Below are 23,271 nucleotides of genomic sequence, written 5' to 3'. Positions count from 1 at the left end.
ATCCCTCCTATAATTCAGAGCTGTTATACCGTTGATGTATTAGTTCCGCTTTGTTCTGAAGCTCCATTAAGTCTTTATGTTCAATCGTTGATACAATATCCGATATCTTGGAATCTACGTCTCGAAGACCATTCAGCAGCATACGCCGATTATTGCGTTTGGCTTCTCCACTTAAACGCAGAAATGGATTAATAAAACCGTTCAGGTCTTTCAAAATCAGTCTGCGCACCGTATGGTTAATATCCCCGTTGTTTAACTCCTGAAGGGAAGGAATCACACGCTGAAGACGGGCAAACAACGCCAATGATTTCTCCACGATCTCATTATCCAGCTCGTTCTTCTGACCTTCAGAGATGATCATATCCTCCAGAACCTCCAGGTATTCAATCACTGGATCAAATACAGGATCTGGTTCGGTGCGGGAAGGCTTCGCTTGTTCTGAACCCGCATGTTGTGCGGGAGTGGAGCTCGAATGGGGCTGAGCCAGAGAAGCTTCTCTTGCCCCTGTTGGCACTGCGCTTGGCGCTTGTCCACCATTCAAGCGGGATGGTTCATTTCCGATATCTGTAATGGGTACAGGGGCTGATGACGAACCCTCGACCTGTGTGCGTGGCGTGGATCGTGAAGGAATCAGTCCCCCGACCACAGTTGCCAGTGCCGGAATTGCCCACGTGATGACATCCGGTAGAAAAGGACTCGAGATTGCCGCGAGACCATAACCGACCAATGCGCCTATACCTATCTTCGTTTTCCGTAACATTACTTGTCCTCCTGCCTTAACAACACATACAGTGCATATTCAAAAAGTCTGGTTTTCAGTACCGAGAAGATGGAATGAAGATACAATGGAGTAGCGGAGCGTAGGAAAACTACGTGAGCAACCACAATGTTTCCAAAGGAAACATACTTCGTAAGCCTCCCGCTTATTTCGGCTGAATTTCAACTTCGATGCTGATGATGCCGTAAGGCATTATTCGTAATCAAAAGTGGACTTTTTGAATAACCTCTCATCCGTATTGTAAAAAAACCATCCAGAAGGTGTCAATGTTGAGGAAAATTCTCAGCTAGACGTGGTGTACTCCGCTTACCTTCTGAACGTCGATTATAAATGGCTGTTCGATATGACTTCCCAGTATGCCAAATTTCGGATGAAGTGGTCCAATATCATGGCCAAGTGCCGACTTGACCGCCAGATAAGGGAAGTTTACACCGGACAGACAAGACATGTGCAACCCACCCGACATACGCGGATTGATCTCCAGCAGCTTCGGTGTATCCTTGCGATATTTCATCTGAATATTAAAATTATAAGGAATCCGATATACCTCTGCCACATTGCGGGCAATCGCCAGCAATTCCTCGTTTTCTTCAAGCAAACGCAAACGTCCTCTTTCTTTTCTACGTGGAATAGCCGTTAATAGTTTCCCATTGCGGTCCGAAAGACAATCAATGCTGTATTCATATCCTTCCAGTACCTCCATCACCATGACGTTGGGAAAGGACGGAGCAGAAGAGAACGCACGCAGGGCATCTTCATACGAAATGGAGTTAAGCGCGTATCCGAACAACTCCTGCAACGGATCACGCTCATTGTTGATCACCCGGAATCCCATGCCGCCCTCACCATTACATGGTTTGAAGCATACATCATGTCCACGTGCACGCAGCGCCTCATAGGCATGCTGGAATTGTGCAGCATTACTGACCGTGAAATAATCCGGAATCTCCATAATGCCTTTCTCACGCACCGATTCATAGAACCGGTCTTTCTCCATCAATTGTTCCAGCAATTCCGTGTCCGAGCATACGATAACCCGTGTACCGATCTCTTCGAACAGGGAGATATGTCTGCTGATGTCCAGCATGTTCCAGCGTGGAATAAACACATCAATCTGATGACGACGGCAAAAGTCGAGGCAAAAATCAACATATTCCCGGCCCGTTACACGCGGTTCAACTTCAGCAACATCACAGCCCTGTAATGCCATGTGTCCCGGATCAGGATGAGTACCGTAGATCTCAAATTCCATGCCGTCCTCATTGTCCCGAATCGCATTCATATAATGATACGTTACAGAGAACCAACGGTTGAAGTAAATCTTCATTTTTTTCATTTATACGGTCTCCCTTATCTCGGCATGGTCTATCTGGGTCTGTTGATCGTTATGAATACGGTGGACGTAATCGAGAATCTCATCTGCTGCAAAAGCACCGAATTGTTTCGTAAATTGATACGGTACTTGCTCAGGTACACGCTGTCTCTCCACATGTAACTCTCCGTGGGACGGAGCAATAGCATGCTGCGCAAAGTCCAGCAAACAGCGATCCAGCAAGGAATCGCCCGAAGCAATTACAGGCACATCGCCAATGCGTTGCCTAATATGCTCCACTGCAGCTCGTTTGTTCACGGCCGAAGGCACCAGATAGAGCTTCCGACCCTGAATCGAACTCTCCCATCCCAGCGTCTCTAACACCCGAATCTTTTCCGCAATACGCTCCATTGGAAGCTTGTCACGTTCGATCAGCAATGCAAAGAACAGCTCATCACACAATCGCTGGTTAATCACCCATTCCGGGCTCAGCACATCATCAAATAAATCCAGGATCTCTTCGGAAGCAGCTGCCTGCTGACGAAGCAAAGAACGAATATGCAGATTCCATTCATCGTCTACCTGACCATCAACAATAATGTTGCCACCATTACTCGTCACTGCATATTTCGGAATACATTCGGTCTGAAAAATATGAATGCGCCGGTACTGCTCCACGGTACGTGTCGTCACAGGCATAAATACAATGTCTTGTGGCAAAGACTGCAACCGCTCCAGTGCATATGCTGACATAAAAGCGGACAACTTGCCGTTAATCCACTCTGCGGGAACAAGTCCCGGTGTATCTTCGGGAATACGGAGCGCACGACGGGAGTACACCAGCGTCTGGTCCAGATCACTTGCGTAGATCATCATTCTCCTCCACCTCCCAGGGATTGAATAATGCCGCAACAGGAATAGGTTAGTCCGGGATATACCTCAACCGGCACATTTCTGTCTCTGGCGAGCATCATGATATGTTGCAAATCCGGATTATCCAGACGGTCCACAAGAATCTTCCAGGGGACCCGACGCAATAACACCCGGGTTGTTTCTCCGATTCCAGGTTTGATCAGATTGATGTTCGCAATGCCAAAGGATTGCTGGATGGACTCGATATCCTGCCAGCCTTTCCAGGTGATTTCCGAAGTATCGGTAGCATTGTCGTCCGAGCGAATCTCCACTTGGTCCATCATTTGCGGAAAATGCTGAGCAATGGTATCCACGTATTCAGTCGACACATCCGCAGAGGACCATTCACGATACCATTTGGCTCCGTGAAAATCTGCCGGCCCAATCAGATCATCGCGAAGTACTGTACGGCTCACCAGTCCTGATACCGTGGAATTCAGACAAGCGCTAGGAATGAGATAATCTTCCCTCGTCCCAAAGGTGCCTGAACATTGCCCCGGATCGGCCAACACGGCAAGATCATCATCGAGGCTTACACCATAAGTCCGCTCCATTTGGTCACAGGACTCTTTCAGCACTTTGCGAATAGCCCCTTTGCCTGTCCAACCGTCTACAAATTGAATGGCTGTTTCCAGACCATGCTGCTGTAAAATATATAAAATTGCGTTCTCGTCCATACCCTTGCCACGAATAATTGAAATGCTATAATGCGGAATCGTCACCTTGTATTTCAATTCAATATAACGCTTGATCAGGATGCCTACAGGTGTTCCGGCTCGAGCCAGAGATACCAGCACCAGATTCAGTCCCCTGCGCTCTACAATCTTCTCAGCCACAATGGCGGTATGACGAGCGATTCTTGCAGCGGATTGTTCCAGCGTCTGATGGAACAGCTCGATGTATTCTTTTGTGGGCTGATATTCCACGGGCAGCATCTCCGAATAATGAACCCCGGATTGGATCGCCTGCTCCCGTTCACCCGTTCCCTTTTCCAGATCCACATGGCTGATATCCTTCAGTAGGAAAACAACGTCCGATGCAGCATAACTGCCCATCGGTTCGGGAGACTGAATCTCACGTTGTCTGATTAGCTCCAGTGTAGTTAAGTTCATTGCTCGTTGTCCCCTGTCTTCTCTGGCAAGCCGCAATACACAATATGAATGTGTCCGCATCCCAACTGCTCCAGTGCCTTCACCATCGGTTCCATTCGTTCTTCGGACATCTGTCTCTCCAGCAGAACAAAAATCTCATCATATTGTCTCGGGGCGATGTTATAGATAAAGTTACGAACAGATGCGTCTTCCGGTGAGGCATATCCGGCACCACTACGAACAGCATATCCTGGAGCCGGATGTGTATGGATTGGACTGCGGGTAGTCGATTGATACAACACGCCTTCTCCCATCTCGGCAGCAACACGCATTGGAATGTACATGAACTCCCCTGTTCCCATCACCAACGTCCGTTCTCCCTTACGCTGCGACCGAAGTCGTTCTGCGATCCGGCTAATCTCCTGACGTAATACGCCATTATGTCGGGATTGCATACCAAACCTGCCCGTATGCTGGACATAGCTGGCTGTGCTACGTTTACCTTCACCATCCTCCGAAGTGGCATGAAGCTGATGGAAGACATCTGCAACGATAGAAGTCTGAAGCGTTACGGCAGGATGGGATAGCTGCTCATCTTGCTGTGTTGCTTCCAACTGTGGAGTACCCACTACTTCAATACGGCCCTTCAACAGGCTTAACGGTGTAATGGTAATTCCCAGTTCAGCTTCCAGCTCGGCAAATCGATTCTCGTCCGCTTCCGTACGCCAGTCCAACAGTGAAGCAATCACATATTGCTTCCGTGGATATCTGGCCTGAATATCCCGAATGATATTCAACGTGGTTTTACCGGTCGTAATCTCGTCATCCACCAGAACAATCGGGCCCTCTCCTGCAAAGGCTTCATGATCCAGCGCATAACAACGATGAGCCATCGCGTGGGAATGTTCTTCTTCAAATTGAATATCTGGATGCATCGCTGGAACATATTCGCGAGTGGTGTGAATATAGGAGGCTTGATCAGCAAACATCTCATACATGCTGTGGCCCAGCGCTGTAGCTGTCTCGGCAAAACCAACAAAACGAATTATTTCCGGCAAACTCAAGCTTTCTTGCAACAGCATGTTGTACACTTGCCGGGCTTGCTTGGGATCAATCAATCCTTTGACCATTTCCCGTTTCCACTCGGTGATCTGAACTTTCGTCTCTTCCGTCTTTTCAGTCAGGTGCTCATATAACAGAACAGCCAATGCCGCACCGCTCAGAAGCGAGGTATACGGGTTAACCGGGATGTGCTTGCCCAGCAGTCTGCTTACAAACAGAAATGAACGTTTCTTATTGATTCGTGCGGCCATGGAAAATAGAGATTCTAGTGGAAGTTGCAGCGGGTTATGTGTAACCTGAACGTTCAGACTGAATTGATCAAGAATTGGGAACGTAGTTATGTTGTTGCTCATGCTTGGGCAAGAGCCCGACAAAATGCTGCTGTTCATGTAACACCCCATATATTTGTGATCGGATTAGAATTCGATTCGCCCAGCTCAAGTGTGGTTTAATCTCATTCATTTTGTTATAGTAATTACTTTTGAACACACCCAGGCTACCGTCATTACGGGCGATGATGTCTTGGGCATCGGAATATTCCTCATGTGTAACAACGTACATCGCTTGTACGGGCTTAATATGAGAAGGATGAATGATCGTTTTGCCTACAATTCCATTTTCCTTGTCCATCATGACTTCACGCATCAATCCATCCATTGTGTTCGTAATATATTTCATTCTCAGATGCAGCCCTGATTTGCCAAGGGTTTCTTCGAATGGAGTCTGTCGTAATTGAGGTTTGAACACGCGCTCCCGCTGACTGAAATATTCCCAGACAGGACCAGAGATCACATACGGCTTGTCCATTCGTCCGAACAGATTGATAATATCGGAGATGCAGTCACGGATCGTGGCGATATCGTATATGGTCAATTCCGGGCTTCGGCGTAGTCCAAACAGGCTGGAGAAATCGGTCGCGCCAATGCGTACATTGAGCACATATTCAACATTTTCATCGAGGATGTTTCGAAGGCCCAGTAAGGTCTCCCAACGTGTCTCCCGATATATAATTGAAGCCGTTTCCAATATAGGCATTCCATAGAGAACGGGATAATGATCCGGTTTCCGTTGATTATACTTGCGGATCTGGTCGAAATAGGCTCTTCCATTGCCCACACAAAACTTGGGCAAAGCCACGCCTGTCAGCATGGACACCAGTTCTCCCAACGTATCAATGAGACGTTCCAACTGTTGTGGTGAACGTACACGAGCAAACAGAAGAGGCATTTGATCCTGACTCAGCATGCCTGTCTCCATATAAGTCATCAGTTGAGTTAGATGCTGTACCAGACACTGCTCGGCAAACTCTACTTGGTCGTCACCCACAGCGTCCTCCAGATCAATAATAATGGTCGTCAGACCTTCATGTTTACCATTCATAATGTCGTCCGCGATATGTGTGCGCGTCGCGGGCATATATAAAGCAGCCCCAACAGCATATGCCAGTAGATCTTTGGATGTCCGGTGATTGAACGAGACGGGTGAAGAGAAAAATAAAGTATCTTCTTCTTCCAGACTCAAAAAGTTAAAATATTTCAGGATTGTCTCCTCCTCGCACCTTTGGCAATAGCCAATCTGCAATAGTTGATTCCAGCTGTCGGGGCATAAAAACCAATCCCTCCTTAGTCTGGAGGGATTGATGGTCTATTATCGAGGATAACGTTGGTCAACAGTATCCTTGCAATGGTGCTGACCGATACAGCGTTTATATATTGAATAAATACAAATGATTACTTTCTTCCCGCAACCCACTGCATTCCCCAATCATGAGCCTCGTCCAACGCCTGATGCCCATTATAGAACTGCACAATTCGTTCAATACTGAATGTCTCATTGTTCACATTGCGTAACATCGCGATACCACACATGCCAAGCGGGCTCCCATATTCATTCATTCGGACAATGATATCCGGGCCGTCCTTCTGCTGGATGGTTACCACACCGTCTACTTGAGACCAGTTGGCCACACCACCATAAATATAGGTGAATACCAAGATGCGCTCAATTTCCGAGATGCGGGCACCATTAATCCGCAGATTTTCTCCCGTCTTAACCGATCCCGTCCGGTCATCCCCATCCAGTGCAATATAAGGGAAACGGTTGAGTGAACCAAACGTCTGTCCCAAGGCCTGAATCACATCTCGTGTACCATCCTTCATCTCGAACAGGCAGCCCAAGTCCAGATCCACACTCTTGCTGCGACCAAATAACCCTTTGCTACCCTGTTGATTCCAGTTGAGGTTAATCAGGATTTCACCAAGTCCCCCCGCATTTTTCTTGAGGTTAATGGTGTCCCCCTTCTTCTTCAATTCAATTTTGCTGAAATTGATCGAATTCACAGGAGAAGGCGTCGGTTCTGGTGCAGGCACCGGGGGTGGTGGAGTCGGTGCAGCTGTCGAGGGAACGGTTGAAGTCGTTGGTGCAGGGTCCGATCCACCATCCACATCCACACCAAAGTTAGCGCAGAGTGCATTCAAACCACCTGCAAAACCCGACCCTATTGCATTGAACTTCCATTCTCCGTTATGACGATACAATTCACCGATGACAATCGCGGTCTCTACTGTAAAACCGCTTCCCAGATCATATCTCATCACTTCCTGACCTGTAGCTGCATTGGCAAACCGTAGAAAACCATGCTGAACCTGTCCAAAATGATGGCGTCGTGCTTCACCGTCATGAATCGTCAGGCTGAAGGCGATTTTCTCAATTCGGGCAGGGATTTTGCCAAGATCAATGGCGAATTGTTTCTTCTCGCCACCAACCTGTCCACCATCCATATACGTGATGAACGAGGTAGAGGGCTGATTATAAAAGATAAAATCCTCATCTCCAGCCACTTTATTGTCTGAACCCAGAAGGAATGCTGATGTGTCCAGCTCCACACCCGAGGCTGCCTCCCAACCAATGCCTACCGTTAGACGGGACAAGCCCGGATTGGTTTTGGTCAGATCACTCTTCTGGCCTTTCACGACAGAAATCGCCATAGCAGACTCACCTTTCTATGCCAAGTTATTGTGCATCCAGTCCGTAATTTTTGCATAAAGCAGATAGTCCACCTGTGAAGCCGCTGCCGACCGCCTGGAATTTCCAGTCCGCACCTGCACGGTAAAACTCACAGAACACCACAGCTGTTTCTGTAGAGTAGTCTTCTCCGAGGTCGAACCGAAGTACTTCCCGATCACTTGCAGCATCTACAACACGAACAAAAGCGTTGGAGACTTGTCCAAAATTCTGCCCTCGTCCATCTCCATCGTAGATCGTTACCGTAATTCCGATCCGGTGAATGTGCGCAGGGATTTTGCTGAAATCAACGACAACTTGCTCATCATCGCCGTCACCCTCACCCGTACGATTATCACCGGTATGTGTCACTGAACCCGCACCGCCGCTTGGATTGTTGTAAAAAACAAAGTCATCCGTACCTTTGGCTTTTCCATCTTCGTACAACAAAAAAGCCGAAGCGTCCAGGTCAAAATCGACTCCACCACTATATTTGTTTGTGTCCCAACCTAAACCAACTACCACACGGGTAAGGCCCGGATTCGTCTTAGTCAGGTCAATACGTTGTCCTTTGGCAAGACTGATCGTCATTTGTTTTTCCACCTTTCCAAAATATGTGATTAAATGAAAAGGAGAACCGTCCAGGAGACGGTTCTTCCCATCCTGTAAGTCGTTCTGTACGTCCTATTGCAAACCGTAATCGCGTGTCAATCCAACCAATCCATCCTGGTAACCACTACCAATGGCACTGAACTTCCACTCACCGTTATGACGATACAATTCACCAACAACTACACCCGTTTCAATGGAGAAGTCTTCTCCCAGGTCGAAACGAATCAGTTCTTCGTTGTTTGCTTCATTGACGATTCGCACATAAGCACGGGAGACTTGTCCAAAGTTCTGGCTACGTTCTGTAGCTTCGTAGATTGTAATGGAGAATGCAATTTTCTCTACATTTGCGGGTACGTTAGGCAGGTCGATATTGATTTGCTCATCATCACCATCGCCATCTCCTGTACGGTTGTCACCGGTGTGAACAACAGAACCATTTTCATTTTGTGGATTGTTGAAGAAGATGAAGTTTTTCTCGCCTTCTACTTTACCGTTTGCATTGGCACAGAATACCGATACATCCAGGTCAAAGTCTTTTCCGCCATCATACTTATTGGTATCCCAGCCCAAACCTACTGTGATTTTTGTCAAACCTGGGTTCGTTTTAGTCAGATCGATTTTTTGACCTTTAGAAAGATTAATTGCCATCGTATGATCATCCTCGCTTATTTGAGTGTATTGTAGTTATCGTGACACATGAATATCAGGATTATTGTCGATTTAGGTTAAATCTTGTACTTAGGAGTACCTGCGAGCGAGTTCGTTGATATGTACCGCATGGGAACCCTCTCCAATTGCCGAGAATTTCCATTCGCCTCCATGACGATACAATTCACCACAGATCAACGCTGTTGAACCTGTGTAGTTATCGGATAGATTGAACTTCACGAGCTCACTGGAATTTTTACCATCCAGAATACGAATATAAGCCTTCTCAATCATGCCAAAATCTTGCTTGCGATTGACACAATCGTAGATATTAACAACGATTAATACTTTATGAACATCAGCAGGAATACGGGACAGATCCATTTTGATCTGTTCGTCGTCACCGTCTCCCTGTCCTGTTAGATTGTCACCTGAATGGATAACCGAACGACATGCACTTTGCTTGTTGTGGAAGCAAACCAGGTTGGAATCCTTGACCAACTTGCCTTCCTCATTCAACATGATCGCCGATGCATCACAATCGATATCCGCTTGTTTTTTTCTTCCAAAGAAACCTTTGGCAGTTACCGGGTCCCAACCGAGACCAGCAATCACCTCAGTAAGTCCTGCATTGCCTTTGGTTAAATCAATTTTCTGTCCTTTGACCAAATTAATGCTTGCCACTGATTTTCACCTCCCTTCATATGTAAAATAGCTACTTAGAGATTGAATTCACTCGGGTTCAGTCCAAGTACGATGCATATCTCGGCAACAACTCTTTTCTCCTGATCATCAAAGTTGCCATCAGCTGAACCAATCGCACTGCATACGCCCACAATAACGCGTCCTACATCCGGCTTGGCTTTGAATTTCCCAATGGCTTTCAGCGCTTCCTGCTTCCCGATCTCTGGAGAGAACTCAAAGTTCGCGACATAATGATTAAAACGTGTAATCACTTCAGCCATATCAAATACTTTCAATTCCTGACTCAGGTTGATATAACCGGCCATCTTGTTCTTTTCCGCTTCGTCAATGGAACCATCTGCAAAAGCAACCAGTGCACACCCTGCAACCACGGCATCCATAAAATCTTTATTTTTAAACTTTTTGACTTGCTCTTCAAGTCCTTGTTTTGTTGAATTTAACCAGCTTTTAAATGAACTCATACTCAACCTCCAATAGTTTCAACCTGGTGTTCCGTACATTATTTTCAAGATTTTTCAGTAACTTTCATGTCTACATCATGTTGAATATAAGTTAAATTATTCCTTAACTATACTCTGAAATACGGCAATATTCTACATTAAAAAACAATTAATACCTTATGATACGCATCGTTCTGGATATAGTTTCAAGCGAGATGCGAGAACTTTCTATTCACTTCATTTTTCAGTCTAATATTCCCCTATATGAAGCCCAAACATAAAAAGGCTCTGATCAGGGGATCAGAGCGCTTATTTCTACCAACACCAAAATTATAAATCTTATGAATGATTCGAATCCTTGAATTCACTCTGCTTTTTCAAAATCAGCCTGTTGTTGTTCATAGATTTCATAGAAGTCGTCCCAGACTAGTACATTATCCTTTTCCTTGCCCCACCAGTCTTTGTACCATGCTTCAATCTCCGGGCCACCGCCTTGCTCCCACTTCTGCTGTGCTTCCGTAGCTGCCTGTTCGATCGTATATTTGCTTCCGCCAATGATGGAACGGGTAAAAATATCGTTGATCGCTGTTGTCACATTGGTCAACTTCACCTGAAGCTCCTTGGGTAGCTGTGGCATATGTTCTGAATGGGTAACACCCTCTCCTACCGGAAGATCCGTCATGTATACCTCACGCGCTTCCTTGAATAGTCGAAGTCCTTCCTTCTGCGACGGGATCTCTTCGCTGAACAGCATTTCTGTGTACCCGCATTTGCCTTCCTCCAGACGGCTGTACAACATGGCGTAATCGCCTGCCCAGCTGATCTCCTGCTTGTATTTCTCCTGATCAGAGATGCGCGGACAGCCTTGATCGTTCAACGTATAATGCGTGTTTTCAAATCCATTTTTGAAGGTTCGCCCTGACTCTGTTTTGGTCAGAAAATCGATATATTGCATAACTGCTTCCGGATTTTTGGCTCGCGCATTCACAGCTGCAGTCATCTGAACGGGGTTATTCCACACCATCGTGTGCTGTCCTACGGACGTGGTTGGCAGAGCGATGACCTTTAATTTGGCCTCAGGAACATTCTGCATCAGTGTATCCAGTTCCTTCGCTGCAAACCCGGTATAATCCGAAGTCATGGCCGCGTACATACCGATTTTGCCATTCAGGAAATCCTGCTTCGCCTTGGCCCCGTCCTTGTCGGTCAATAAGTCCTTATCGACCACACCTGCTTCATATAATGCACGTTTGAATGCCGTGGCTTCTTTCATGTTGTTGGGACCAACCACCATCTCCCCGTCCTCCACATTCACCCAGTTGGCGTTGTACATATAGCGGAACAGACCCGCTGTATCGCCGAACTGAAATCCACCGATGCCATATGTATCATTAGCTCCGTTTCCATCGGGATCATTCTCCGTGAAGGCCTTGGCTACCGCCAACATCTCTTCCTCATTGGTCGGTACCTCCAGATTCAACTTTTCCAGCCAGTCTTCCCGTATGAAAAAGCTCGTTAGTGGAAACACCTCGTTCATACGTCCCACTTCATAGAGCTTACCATCGCTTTTGATGCCAGCCTTCTTGAGCTGGGGATATTTCTCCATCAAGGCTTTGTATTCCACACTCGAGTTCTCGATCAACTCATCCAGCGGCATCAGCTGTTTCTGATTAAACAGTGTGTTGCGGATGGGCGTACCGAATTCAAAAATGATATCTGGTGCGCTGCCAGAAGCGAATAATACGTTAAGTTTCGACTGAGATTCCCAGCGGGGAACTGCTGTATATTTTACATTAGCCGGGCCATTCTCGTTAATCCACTTGGACCACATATTATCTTCGATCGTACCCATGCCGCTTGGGACCGCGCCCCGATCATAGATCGTTGACGTGATGTTCCCCCTGTTGCCTTCACCTTCCGCCTGTTCGCTACCGTTACCTCCTGTACATCCCGCCAGCAAACCACCGATCAAGCCCAGAACGAGACCCGACTTCATCCATGCCTTCATCGTTAACGCCATAGATAAGACCCTCTTTCTCTCCTGTAATATGAACCCATGCGGGTTAACCTTTAATTGATCCAAGCATGACCCCTTTAACGAAGTACTTCTGCAAGAACGGATACACTGCCAAAATGGGTATGACCATCACAATGACAGCTGCTGCCCGGATGCCTTCCGGGGTCAGATTCGATATCATCGTTGGATCGGTAAAATCCTGTACATTCAGATTGGACATAATCATATTTTGGACGAGCACAGTCATGTTGTATTTGGACGTATCATTGATATAAATCATCACGCTCATGAACGAATTCCAGTAACCCACGCCGTAAAAGAGAGCAATAGTCGCCAGCAAAGGTTTGGATAATGGCAACACGATTCGGAACAAAAGCCCCAGTTCACCACAACCATCGATGCGCGCAGCCTCGTCCACTTCCCCCGGCAGATTTTCAAAATAAGATCGCATAATCAGCATGTTGTACGTGCTCACCAGACCCGGTAGCCAAAGCGCGCCGTAACTGTTCACAAGACCGAGATTTTGCACGACCAAATAAGTCGGGATGAGTCCACCGTTAAAAATCATCGTGAACACCATCGCCATCGTAAAGAAGCGCCGGTGATAAAAATGTCTACGTGACAGCGGATATGCCGCCATAATCGTCACCGCCATGCTGAGCCCTGTACCGATCAATGTGATCTCCACACTGTTCCAGAATGCATTCAGAATCGGCGTTCCCGTAATTAGGCTGTGATAGGAGAACCATGTGAAATCGACGGGCCATAACCCCACTTGACCTGAAACAACCGCTCTCGCATCACTAAATGACAAGGCAACAATGTTCAGTAAGGGCAGGATACAGCTGACGGCAACCAATGACAACAATACATAATTGATTAGATAAAAGACTTTTTCTCCTTTGGTTTTTCTCATGCTGTTCTCCCTCCCTACCACAAACCTTCGTTAAATCGCCGCGCGATATAATTTGCACTGAAAATGAGGATAAATGCAACCAGTGATTCGAACAATCCCATCGCCGTTGTCAGGCTGAACTGTGCTCCCTGAAGACCGGTGCGGTAGATATAGGTACTGATTACATCCGCTATCTCATTGACATTGGAATTCTGAAGCATATACACCTGGTCGAATCCGACCTCCATCACCCGCCCCATCGACAGAATCAGCAGGAGAATAATGGTGGAGCGTATACCCGGAAGGGTGACATGCCAGATCTGGCGCATTTTGCTGGCCCCATCCATCTGCGCAGCCTCGTATTGGCTCGGATCAATGGTCGTTAGTGCCGCGAGAAAAATGATGGCATTGAAGCCCATATCCTTCCAGATCCCTGAGCCAACAAACACCGCTACCCAGGAACCCTTGTTGTACATGAACGGATAAGGTGCTCCCGTCCAGGCCTCGACCCAGCGGTTGACGATCCCATTTTCCAAAGAGAACACCGTCATGATCATCATCGCAATGATGACCCAGGAAAAGAAGTGTGGCATATAGACCACCGTCTGCACCGTTCGCTTAAAGGCCATGTTTCGCACTTCATTCAGCATAATGGCCAGAATGATCGGAATGGGAAACCCGATAATGATACTTAACAGACTGAGGAACAAGGTGTTACGAATAATCTCCACCGTGCGCGGATCACTGAACAGCGTCTGAAAATGCTGAAAGCCCACCCATGGACTGTTCCACAGCCCATCATAGAAGTTGTAGTCCTTGAAGGCCATGACCAGCCCTCCGATGGGTGCATAACGAAAGGTAAGGTAGAACATAATCACCGGAACAAACATCAAGATTAACGGTATATTCATCTTGAATCGTCGAAGCCGCTGCTGCCGAATCCGATGCTTCATTTCACTATCCGGCGGTTGTAATCCAGACGGCGGACCTGCGGTCAGTTCCCCCTTCACATCCATCACTCCTCTCTGCTGTTGATGTACTATAGTTGTATTTTAGATAAAAATGTAAGCGTAAACATTTGTTATTTAACGATCCTTTTATAATTTTCTACGCAAAAATAACCCCACATGGTGGGGTTGACCTTGGAAACGAACAGATATTAAGAGGAGGCTTCTCTTTAATTGTGACCCTGCAGCAGTTCAAGGAGGATTGTTACCGGGCACTTCACTTGGCTACTTGCTTGCGATATTCGCGGGGCGATACCCCCGTCATCTGTTTGAATACGGTTGTAAAATAACTGGAGTTATCGAACCCGGTCAGTTCCGCGATATCTGCCATACTCTGCCGAGTGCTATGCAGCAGCAGTTTCGCCTTATCAATTCGGCGCTTGCTGACATATTGGCTAAAGCCTTGTCCTGTCTCTTTTTTGAACAAATGGCTCAAGTAGTTGGGTGTCACATGAACATGGGCAGCCACGGCCTGCAAAGTGCATGTGCTGGAATAGTTCATTTCAATATACTGTATAACTCGTGTAACGACATGATCCTGCTGTTCCTGAGTTAGCCGCATCAGCATATCCACCCACTCTTCGCTCTTGCATCTGGCCCAAGCGATGACTTCAGGTATGGTATGAATCCAGAGCAGTGGATCTGGGGCAGTTGAGTCCATACCACCGGATTCCTGAGGCTGAAGCTGTTGTACCAGTAAGTCCATCATGACCTTCATAAGCATATGAATCTCCGCTTTGCCTTGTGACAAGCTCATCCCGGACGCTTCTTCTAGCAACATCTCGATCCGATTCATTATCGCTCCGAATTGATGGTGGAGCAGCAACGAAGTCAGTTCCTCTCGCAGTCTCTCGGTACGGTCCACCTGGCTGTATTGTTCCCTGATCCGAATGTCGGACTGTTTCCGGCGATATCGTTCATGTGCCTTTTGTAACACCTGACATGCTTCATCAAGCGAGAACGGCTTTAACAAAAATTCAATTGCCCCATACCGGATGGCACGCTGTGCATATTCGAACTCACGATATCCTGTCAAAATGATAATCATAATGTCCAGTCCACTCTCGTGTATGCGTTCGGCCATATCTAGACCATCCATCACAGGCATGTTGATGTCCGTAATGATCAGATCAGGTGTGCAGCTGTGTACAGCCTGTATCGCTTCTTCTCCATCGGCCGCTTCCCCAACGACCTCCCACCCGAGGGGGTTATTACGAACCAGATGAATCAGACCCTGACGAAATAATGCTTCATCATCCACTACGAGCATACGTCCATTCAACAGAACCTACTCCTCTCAGTCACCTGAATTTCCCGGCATGAGTCCTCACCGATCTGATAAGGCAAACGAAGACGTACTAGCGTTCCCTCTCCCACAGTCGACTCGATATGTACACCGTAGGGTTCACCGTGTATCAACTCAATTCTTCGAAGTACACTCCGCATGCCAATGTGCTGACGTTCCTCATCTGCATGTGCCACTGGCGTCATAATGCGTTCAATGACCGATGCATGCATGCCGCAGCCGTTATCTGAAATTTCAATGATGAGCAGATCCGGCTCTCCTTCATGCCCGTTTTGCCGCGAGCCACGAATCTCCAGATGGCGGTTGCTCCTTTTGTCCGAGAAGGCATGAACAAAAACATTCTCCACGATGGGCTGAAGCAACAGTCGGATCACCTGACAGCGAAGCAATTCAGCAGAAACGGCAATTTCAATCGACAAGGCTTCCTGATACCGGGCCTGCTGAATCTGCAGGTAATGATCAATTTGCTTCATCTCATCCTGCACGGTCGTCAGTTGCTGCACGGGTTCCAGCGTATACTGCAGCATCTCGGACAAGGCAGTGACCAGGCGAGCCGATTTCTCATCACCAAGCATATAGAACTTCCAGAAAAACATGCTCAAGGTGTTATACAGAAAATGGGGATTCAGCTGGGCCTGAATAGCTTTGAGTTCAGCTTCTTTTTCACTGAGCTCCCGCTCGTACACTTCATGTATAAGCGTATCAATCCGGGAAGCCATTGCATTGAATCGTTCACCGATGAAACCGAGCTCATCCCGTGTCTCGATCCGTACCCGTGTATCGAACTGTCCATCACGCACTCTTTTCATCGCGTTGACTAGACTCGCAAGTGGACGCAACAGTCTGCCGCTAATTACGGTAATGATGAACCAGGAGCATAATATGCTGGCTACCGCAGAAAACACAGCAACTTTTACAATGATCTTTCCCTTGTTCTGAATCTGAGCGAGTGAGACCTTGCTGACCAGGGTGAAACCCGCTTTGTCTGACGTTTGCTTCGTATACAATTGGGTTGTTCCCTGCTCGTCCCTGATCTCAGTCGCCCCTAGGCTTAGCTCGGTAAGTGGTGGTGGATCCGCATCCTGATTATGAAAGGCATAAAGAAGCTCACCATCTGCGTCAAACAAGTAGACAGCAACTTCCTCGTTCAGTCGCAGATCTTTGAGATACGATTCGAACAACGAGGTGTTAAACAGAATTAACATTACGCCATAGGTCTCCAGATCAACAGACCGCATTAATCGTCCCGCCAAAATCCAATTGGATTGTTCCTCCTGCAAGAAAGCATCCGGCCCCAAACGATTCCAACCATATTCGCCGCCCGTTCCTTCCAGTCTATGAACCATCTCTGCCAGATAGGAAGGATCCATCTGTTGAAATGAGCCAGCAAAGGCGCCGAGATTAAATATGTTTTCCTTCAGGTCATATATGCGGAGCCCCATGATCTCCGGTGCATCCAGCCTTACCTGATACAACTGATCATCCAGTTCATCTTCCAGCTTCATCTGATCATAGGACGAGATGCCGGAGGTCTGTGCTTTGATGGCATTTTTTACGGAGGGATTCAGTGTGATATAATCGGTGACTTTATACATGTCGTGTACCCTGGAATCCAGACGTGCAAGAATCTGCTCTGCGGTAAGACTATACTGGCGACTGACCTCTTCATTGAACAGGTCGATATGAATGCGATAGGTGATCAATCCTGTGATTCCGGAGATTAAGACCGTTGCGGTAGATAAAAACAAGATTAGCTTCGTTTTAAATTTAAAGCGTTTACAAAAGTTCATCCACCACATATTTCACACACCTCACCTATATTCCGTACATGTCTTACTCCTAAAAACATATCATACACCTATTGGAAAAAACCAGAAAAACCCTGACCCCGCTTCAATCGGTAGTCAGAGTTTGAAGGCATGTGATCCAGACATGTTACCGGGATGATCCAGATTAACTCTGGATCACGGCATTTTTATTCCCCGTAAATCTCTTTGATCCGTTCTTCCTCATTCGTAGACAAAAGAACATTAAGCAACCCCATCGCATTATTGGCATCGGTTCTCGTCGTCTTATACATCTCGGCAAACGCCGCTTCATCCTGCTCCGGGTCCATCGCAGCAAGCTTGCCCCACGACGTGCGGGCCTTGTCGTATAGCGTACTCAACGTGATGTCACGCGGATGTTGTGCAACAGGTGCCATGGATTCAAATTTCGCTGTGACCCTGAAGAAATCCTTGGAATCCTGGAACGATGTACTGTTATAATCCTTATTTTTCATCGCATCTTCGGTGATCAGCAGACCTTCACGGGCGATAAACAGTGTTTTCACCATGGCACGCTCCAGATTGGTTGCTTCTTCCCAAGTTACATAAGATTCATCAGGTGCTTGTACGGTTGTAAAAAAAGGAAAAGCATCATCAATTAACCGCTGCGAATCGGAATGAATCGGCACCCCTGCATTCATGTCCACAACGGCATCGCTATAATTGGCTACATTAATATTTTTGGAACCTTCCTCACTGACCCGACGCACCGGATAATCATTCAGAGGGATACGGATATAACCAAGTTTATCCGCATACTGCTGCTTCAACTCTTCCAGTGTGGAGTCCTTTCCAATCTTGCCGTCGTCAGCTGAAGAAGATTCTTTTGCGGCTGAACCTGTCTCCTCACTCCCATTCGAACCGGTTGCTGCGGTTTCTGTTACGGCAGCATTCGAGCTGCTTGTCTCTGACGAAGCAACTTCTGTACCGGAAGCAGGCTCCGGCGATGACGTCTCTTTCGCTCCGCCACCACAAGCTGTCAGAATCGCTGCCAAACCGAGCATAACTGTGAACGTCTTTATCGTATAATTCCATTTCATCGTATAATCTTCCCCTATCGTATGTATATTCCTGAGAACCATTAACCTCTGCTCCAAGACTTGAACACTTACTTACAAAAATATCCTTTCATATAACATGCTTGATTCACACAATTGGACATGGTCTACATTCTATCATAAGTTAAAAATCGGTTGTATACGACGATATACCTGTGTCTAAAGCCTTTTACTAGGCGCGCATTAACTACCACCGCAACACAAAAACACTGCCGCCCGTATGGACAACAGCGTTCATGAAACGTAATTATTTGATACCTTTAGCCTTCTCCATATGCTCTGACCGAATCTCAGGATCCGTGGAATTGACCGATGATAACAGAGCGTAGATCGCCTGGATATCCTTCTCTTGAAATACGGTTTCGGGAACCTCTGTCTCAAGTCGTTCCGTCTTGCGCTGAATCGTCTCCACCAATTCATGATCGTAGATGATCAGTTCATCCGAATTCACATACCTCACAGCAGGATCAACACTGATGCGGCAACGGTTGGTGAAGGTCACCATGGAGACGAGACGTACTCTTTTGTAGTCTCCGAGGTGTGCATGAATGGCTTCAACATGGGCACGATGCTGCATGAGCGGATTGTACATTTTGACCCGGCTGCTGCTGACTGACCAATTGGCCTCTCTTCTTCCGCCGCGAATCTCACCTGTCGTCAGATTTCGGGTTTCGATCACAAAGATTGCCCGAGGGCCGATCACAACATGATCAATCTGCGAATAACCGGAGCGTGACTTTGGATTGGTAACGAGCAGGTCGTTCAGCACTTTATATTGACTTGGAAGACCAATCAGCTGATCTGCTGTACTAGGCTCCTCCGGCTGGCGTGTCCAATCCCCTTCCGCTTTTTTCTTGCGCTTACTACGGACCATACGCGGGGGAATGGCTGTCGTTGATGGTAACGCTGAAGCGGAGGCTGTAATCTGGTTCGCAAGCTCTGGTTGTGTCTTGAACAGAGACAGGATTTTCTTGAACATGGGCAAGCTCCGTTCTATTATAGTGTGGGTTACGGGTGACCATTACAGGAGGAATAACATCCTTTGACATATTCATTATGTAAACTTCTATTACTTATGTCGGATAAAGCGGGGTAAAAATAAAGGGAAAACGATCAAAATCTCTCTAAAACGCAAAGTACATATGAACATTTAACCAATTCCGTGACTTTAGACGCATAAACAAACCGCAAAATTGAAAAAAAGCAGCGCAACCCTTTCCTGAATAGAAAAAGAATACGCTGCTGTTCTCTTGGATGTTAAGCCTGAAGATAATAGGTGTAGAGCACCTGTGTACCCTTCTCTTCCAGACCATTATTCGCTATTTCCTGATACAGAGATTCGGCCAGAGCCAACCCAGGTGTTTTCATGCCCATCGCTTTTGCAGACTCCAGTGCAATTCCCATGTCTTTGATAAAATGTTTCACATAGAATCCAGGCTCATAATCGCCTGCGATCATGCGCGGACCGAGATTGCTGAGTGACCAGCTTCCGGCTGCACCGGTAGCAATGCTCTTCAGCACGGTCTCCGCGTCCAGACCAGACGTCTTGGCATAGGCTAGTGCTTCGCATACGCCCATCATGCCAGAGGCAATGGCAATTTGGTTGCACATTTTGGTATGCTGTCCGGCTCCCGCCTTGCCTTGCAGCACAATGTTGCTGCCCATCTGCTCAAACAGCGGACGCACGGCTTCAAAGGCCTCCGAACTACCACCAACCATAATGGACAGCTTCGCGTTCTGCGCTCCGATATCACCGCCCGACACAGGTGCGTCCAGTGCATGCAGTCCTTTGGCTTCCGCAGCTTCAAAGATTCGTGCAGCCAGTAACGGACTGGATGTTGTCATATCAATCAGATATGAACCCGGTTTCGCATTGGCTACAAGCCCATCCTCACCGAGATAAATCTCCTCCACATCCTTCGGATACCCCACCATCGTGATGATGACATCACACGCGGCAGCCAGTTTGCCTGGTGTGTCATGCCATACGGCACCCTCTTTAACCAACGCTTCCGCTTTGGCAGCAGTTCGCGTGTACACATGCAGCGGATACCCTGCTCTCTGGATGTGCCCAGCCATGCTTTTACCCATCACGCCTGTACCAATAAAGCCAACCTTAGTCTCTCCAGGTACCTTAGTCGTTATTGTCATCGCAGGTTTCCTCCCTATTTCTCTAAGTTTTGTGGGGTGCTTGTTCTGAGATCGATAGCTATATCTGTATGTTAAAGCTTTCGTACCCCGCCGTCTATCTTTTGTCTCCAAATCTAGCGAACCGACATGCGGTATTGGTTCGGGGACATATGAACGAAACGTTGAAACGCACGGTTCAAATTACGTTCAGAATAGCCTACCTTTTCAGCAATTTCTGTAATGGTACAATCGGTGTCCTTTAGCAGTTGCTTTGCTTTTTGCACTTTCATATTCATCAGATATTCGATAAAGGATACTCCCATCTCCTTCTTGAAAAGCCTGCTCAGATAGGAGGGGCTGACGTTCACGAGTTCCGCACAATCCGAGAGGGATTGGACACCTTCAGGTTGAAAGTTAAGGTGCTCGCATACACGCTGCACAATATGACGGGATGAATGTGTACGGAGGTCTTGACTGATCTCTATGCATAGCGGAAACAACACACCAATAAACCAATCATGCATCTCTCGTGACGTCTGATTTTCCTGCAACTGATCGAACAAGTTGCCACCAAGACGTTCAAGCATGCCTGGCCCTTTGGTTTCCATAGATTGAATAATGGCCGACAACAGCATGTGGTAGCCCTGGATCATGATTGTATACGATTCGGAACCACGGACCCTTTTGGAAAACCTGTGAAGTACATCTTCAGCTTCGGAAAGGGTGCCATTCCATAATGACTCCATCATCTCCGTCTCCATCTCTCGTGGATACATAAACACCGGATTTCGCTCGATCGCTACAATATTTTCGTAAAACAGGACATTCTCCGCATCGTCAAACAATCGGTATTGCAGCGCAAGCTGTGCTTCCCTGAACGACTCTGCTACAGTTTCAAGTTGAACTGAACGGCCCACACCAACCGTAGCAGAGAAGGAGAGGTACTGATTCAGAGCATCATGAATATCCTCTGCATAGCGACATACCCTCTGCCTTATATCAACAGAAGACATCTCTGCATCAAAGTGTAATATCGCTACCGAGTCACTATCATTTTTATCCACCACGTATCCTTTAAGATCATCATTCTGACTGAGCAGTTCCTCCATTACATTTTTCAAAGCGAAAACAATGACAGGACCTTCACTTGGTAAAAAACGTTTCTTCTTCACCAGATTCTCTACTTTCACCACCAGCACAATGTACTGTCCTTCGGTTGAAACATCATGTCTGGCGCATTCCTCAGCAAACGGAGTGCCTCTCCATGAACCGCTGAATTGCAAGAGCTTCTGAAAGAAACGATCACGCAAATCAGGTTGTATGCCCTCAATATAACGATTAAGCTTCTCCGTCTGGTCGTTGAGATAACTAAGTGAAGACCTGATATATTCAATTTCGTTCCCTTGGGGAGTTGACTCCTGCCCATTTCTGCGCAGATGTTCTCCGTAACGCAGCAACTGTTGAATTGGATTATAGGCCAGCCGTGAGCTGAACCAGGTAAGCAGTAATCCAACGAACACAAAGATCGACACACAGATCAGGATTAATACGCGAATCCAGTTCAACTGGGCAATCATCTCCCGCTCCGGCAACTGGGACACATAGGTTCTTCCCATTGATGCCCCCACATAAGCCACAAGTTCGTTACCCTGCTCTCCCTTCAGTACGTCATGCCCTGACCTTTCCCTCCCCTCCAGATACGCAATCTGCTGTAATATGGCATCATCAGACGCCGCTGTACCAATCGCCTGGGGTCCGTCTGTATGCAAAATAATTCGTTGATCTGAATTCAAGATCGCCAGGGACTGATCTTCCAGACTAACGGAATAACTTCGTAGCAGACTTCGCAATGCCTGTTCTTTCATCTGCAGAATGATCACCCCACTGGGTGGCCCCTGACCCATGATCGGCAGTTGTCTGACATAGGAGATATAACCCGCCTCTCCGGACCCTGGCAGATACATCCATCCTGCCCCTTGGCTTCCTTCAAGCGCGACCTTCATATCCTGCTTCTCTCGGTAATCTACCAACGGGACCAATCCATAATAATGGGATAAAACCATATCCGTTTTGCCGTCAAAATAGATCATTTCTTCAATAAGATTATTGGTGTTTTTGTGAAGTTGAAACAACTCCAGCAGATCCAGATGCAGAAAGTAATCGCTCTCATAATTGGCATTCCCCAGTGCATTACGCATCAAGGGACCACTGGCGAGCTGCATCGATTCATGCTCAATATTGGACAGAATGTTCTCGACCCGGTCTTTGAGCAAATTAAGAGAGGCCATGTTGTTATCCTGAAACTGACCGGTCAACTTGATCATAGAAAAATGATAATAAGCACTTCCGGCAAGCACCACCGGAATGACCACCGACATGCAGCCCAGCCAGATCAGCCTTTTCAAATACCCATTCGTTGCGAACCAGCGATCCAATATGGATTGGACGGTATGCATGATACGTCTCATG

The 23,271-nt window shown here is 47.1% G+C and carries 20 protein-coding genes; all 20 read right to left on the bottom strand.

What is annotated here, in order from left to right:
* Positions 1 to 7: 7 nt before the first annotated feature.
* On the bottom strand, positions 8 to 760 hold the full coding sequence (locus NZ043_RS14550; RefSeq protein WP_105600950.1) for a hypothetical protein: 753 nt from the start codon (positions 758 to 760) through the stop codon (positions 8 to 10).
* Positions 761 to 1,064: 304 nt separating this feature from the next.
* Positions 1,065 to 2,114, bottom strand: a complete 1,050-nt coding sequence (locus tag NZ043_RS14545) for an ATP-grasp domain-containing protein (protein ID WP_091034385.1) — start codon at positions 2,112 to 2,114, stop codon at positions 1,065 to 1,067.
* The gene (locus NZ043_RS14540; RefSeq protein ID WP_133386835.1) at positions 2,115 to 2,963 is read right to left on the bottom strand and encodes an HAD family hydrolase; all 849 of its coding nucleotides are present in this window, start codon (positions 2,961 to 2,963) and stop codon (positions 2,115 to 2,117) included. It abuts the gene before it with no gap.
* Positions 2,963 to 4,114: a cysteine protease StiP family protein gene (locus NZ043_RS14535; protein WP_105600953.1), complete on the bottom strand. Its 1,152-nt coding sequence runs from the start codon at positions 4,112 to 4,114 to the stop codon at positions 2,963 to 2,965. Before NZ043_RS14535 ends, NZ043_RS14540 begins: the two co-directional genes overlap by 1 nt.
* Complete coding sequence (locus tag NZ043_RS14530; RefSeq protein ID WP_133386573.1) at positions 4,111 to 5,544, bottom strand: phosphoribosyltransferase family protein; 1,434 nt, start codon at positions 5,542 to 5,544, stop codon at positions 4,111 to 4,113. Before NZ043_RS14530 ends, NZ043_RS14535 begins: the two co-directional genes overlap by 4 nt.
* On the bottom strand, positions 5,474 to 6,694 hold the full coding sequence (locus tag NZ043_RS14525; protein ID WP_084650429.1) for an HpcH/HpaI aldolase/citrate lyase family protein: 1,221 nt from the start codon (positions 6,692 to 6,694) through the stop codon (positions 5,474 to 5,476). The genes NZ043_RS14530 and NZ043_RS14525 overlap by 71 nt, the downstream gene beginning before the upstream one ends.
* Positions 6,695 to 6,885: 191 nt before the next feature.
* Positions 6,886 to 8,142 carry a TerD family protein gene (locus tag NZ043_RS14520; RefSeq protein WP_105600957.1) on the bottom strand — a complete coding sequence of 419 codons (1,257 nt, stop codon included), beginning with the start codon at positions 8,140 to 8,142 and terminating at the stop codon, positions 6,886 to 6,888.
* A 25-nt stretch (positions 8,143 to 8,167) separates the two neighbouring features.
* Positions 8,168 to 8,749, bottom strand: a complete 582-nt coding sequence (locus tag NZ043_RS14515; RefSeq protein ID WP_036606267.1) for a TerD family protein — start codon at positions 8,747 to 8,749, stop codon at positions 8,168 to 8,170.
* Positions 8,750 to 8,842: 93 nt separating this feature from the next.
* Entirely contained in the window at positions 8,843 to 9,418 is a 576-nt protein-coding gene (locus NZ043_RS14510) for a TerD family protein (protein ID WP_091015801.1), read from the bottom strand.
* 90 nt (positions 9,419 to 9,508) lie between these two features.
* Complete coding sequence (locus NZ043_RS14505; protein WP_062837433.1) at positions 9,509 to 10,102, bottom strand: TerD family protein; 594 nt, start codon at positions 10,100 to 10,102, stop codon at positions 9,509 to 9,511.
* A gap of 35 nt (positions 10,103 to 10,137) precedes the next feature.
* Positions 10,138 to 10,584, bottom strand: a complete 447-nt coding sequence (locus tag NZ043_RS14500) for a tellurite resistance TerB family protein (RefSeq protein ID WP_036606259.1) — start codon at positions 10,582 to 10,584, stop codon at positions 10,138 to 10,140.
* Positions 10,585 to 10,927: 343 nt separating this feature from the next.
* The gene (locus tag NZ043_RS14495) at positions 10,928 to 12,583 is read right to left on the bottom strand and encodes an extracellular solute-binding protein (RefSeq protein ID WP_133386572.1); all 1,656 of its coding nucleotides are present in this window, start codon (positions 12,581 to 12,583) and stop codon (positions 10,928 to 10,930) included.
* 43 nt (positions 12,584 to 12,626) lie between these two features.
* On the bottom strand, positions 12,627 to 13,496 hold the full coding sequence (locus NZ043_RS14490; RefSeq protein ID WP_036606256.1) for a carbohydrate ABC transporter permease: 870 nt from the start codon (positions 13,494 to 13,496) through the stop codon (positions 12,627 to 12,629).
* Between the two features lie 14 nt (positions 13,497 to 13,510).
* On the bottom strand, positions 13,511 to 14,428 hold the full coding sequence (locus NZ043_RS14485; protein WP_047844113.1) for an ABC transporter permease subunit: 918 nt from the start codon (positions 14,426 to 14,428) through the stop codon (positions 13,511 to 13,513).
* A 271-nt stretch (positions 14,429 to 14,699) separates the two neighbouring features.
* A complete protein-coding gene (locus NZ043_RS14480; protein WP_076332964.1) occupies positions 14,700 to 15,764 on the bottom strand; it encodes a response regulator in 1,065 nt (354 codons plus the stop codon).
* Positions 15,761 to 17,536 carry a sensor histidine kinase gene (locus tag NZ043_RS14475; protein ID WP_339312367.1) on the bottom strand — a complete coding sequence of 592 codons (1,776 nt, stop codon included), beginning with the start codon at positions 17,534 to 17,536 and terminating at the stop codon, positions 15,761 to 15,763. Before NZ043_RS14475 ends, NZ043_RS14480 begins: the two co-directional genes overlap by 4 nt.
* 227 nt (positions 17,537 to 17,763) lie before the next feature.
* Complete coding sequence (locus NZ043_RS14470; RefSeq protein WP_133386571.1) at positions 17,764 to 18,654, bottom strand: hypothetical protein; 891 nt, start codon at positions 18,652 to 18,654, stop codon at positions 17,764 to 17,766.
* A gap of 265 nt (positions 18,655 to 18,919) precedes the next feature.
* Positions 18,920 to 19,651: a nuclease-related domain-containing protein gene (locus NZ043_RS14465; protein ID WP_133386570.1), complete on the bottom strand. Its 732-nt coding sequence runs from the start codon at positions 19,649 to 19,651 to the stop codon at positions 18,920 to 18,922.
* A gap of 278 nt (positions 19,652 to 19,929) precedes the next feature.
* Entirely contained in the window at positions 19,930 to 20,823 is an 894-nt protein-coding gene (locus NZ043_RS14460) for an NAD(P)-dependent oxidoreductase (protein ID WP_091034406.1), read from the bottom strand.
* Between the two features lie 113 nt (positions 20,824 to 20,936).
* A complete protein-coding gene (locus tag NZ043_RS14455) occupies positions 20,937 to 23,270 on the bottom strand; it encodes a helix-turn-helix domain-containing protein (protein ID WP_339312363.1) in 2,334 nt (777 codons plus the stop codon).
* Position 23,271 lies beyond the last annotated feature (1 nt).

Origin of the sequence: Paenibacillus sp. FSL k6-2145 (assembly GCF_037976585.1) — a bacterium.
Taxonomy (GTDB): Bacteria; Bacillota; Bacilli; order Paenibacillales; family Paenibacillaceae; genus Paenibacillus.
Note: the sequence above shows the minus strand (reverse complement) of the source record. Positions and strands in the feature narration are given on the sequence as shown.

Excerpts from the sequence above, each read along its gene's own strand:
- NZ043_RS14455 (WP_339312363.1), bottom strand. The coding sequence starts at position 23,270 with ATGAGACGTATCATGCATACCGTCCAATCCATATTGGATCGCTGGTTC.
- NZ043_RS14460 (WP_091034406.1), bottom strand. The coding sequence starts at position 20,823 with ATGACAATAACGACTAAGGTACCTGGAGAGACTAAGGTTGGCTTTATT.
- NZ043_RS14470 (WP_133386571.1), bottom strand. The coding sequence starts at position 18,654 with ATGAAATGGAATTATACGATAAAGACGTTCACAGTTATGCTCGGTTTG.
- NZ043_RS14465 (WP_133386570.1), bottom strand. The coding sequence starts at position 19,651 with ATGTTCAAGAAAATCCTGTCTCTGTTCAAGACACAACCAGAGCTTGCG.
- NZ043_RS14495 (WP_133386572.1), bottom strand. The coding sequence starts at position 12,583 with ATGGCGTTAACGATGAAGGCATGGATGAAGTCGGGTCTCGTTCTGGGC.
- NZ043_RS14510 (WP_091015801.1), bottom strand. The coding sequence starts at position 9,418 with ATGGCAATTAATCTTTCTAAAGGTCAAAAAATCGATCTGACTAAAACG.
- NZ043_RS14490 (WP_036606256.1), bottom strand. The coding sequence starts at position 13,496 with ATGAGAAAAACCAAAGGAGAAAAAGTCTTTTATCTAATCAATTATGTA.
- NZ043_RS14540 (WP_133386835.1), bottom strand. The coding sequence starts at position 2,963 with ATGATCTACGCAAGTGATCTGGACCAGACGCTGGTGTACTCCCGTCGT.
- NZ043_RS14500 (WP_036606259.1), bottom strand. The coding sequence starts at position 10,584 with ATGAGTTCATTTAAAAGCTGGTTAAATTCAACAAAACAAGGACTTGAA.
- NZ043_RS14530 (WP_133386573.1), bottom strand. The coding sequence starts at position 5,544 with ATGAACAGCAGCATTTTGTCGGGCTCTTGCCCAAGCATGAGCAACAAC.
- NZ043_RS14515 (WP_036606267.1), bottom strand. The coding sequence starts at position 8,749 with ATGACGATCAGTCTTGCCAAAGGACAACGTATTGACCTGACTAAGACG.
- NZ043_RS14485 (WP_047844113.1), bottom strand. The coding sequence starts at position 14,428 with ATGAAGCATCGGATTCGGCAGCAGCGGCTTCGACGATTCAAGATGAAT.
- NZ043_RS14545 (WP_091034385.1), bottom strand. The coding sequence starts at position 2,114 with ATGAAAAAAATGAAGATTTACTTCAACCGTTGGTTCTCTGTAACGTAT.
- NZ043_RS14535 (WP_105600953.1), bottom strand. The coding sequence starts at position 4,114 with ATGAACTTAACTACACTGGAGCTAATCAGACAACGTGAGATTCAGTCT.
- NZ043_RS14520 (WP_105600957.1), bottom strand. The coding sequence starts at position 8,142 with ATGGCGATTTCTGTCGTGAAAGGCCAGAAGAGTGATCTGACCAAAACC.
- NZ043_RS14550 (WP_105600950.1), bottom strand. The coding sequence starts at position 760 with ATGTTACGGAAAACGAAGATAGGTATAGGCGCATTGGTCGGTTATGGT.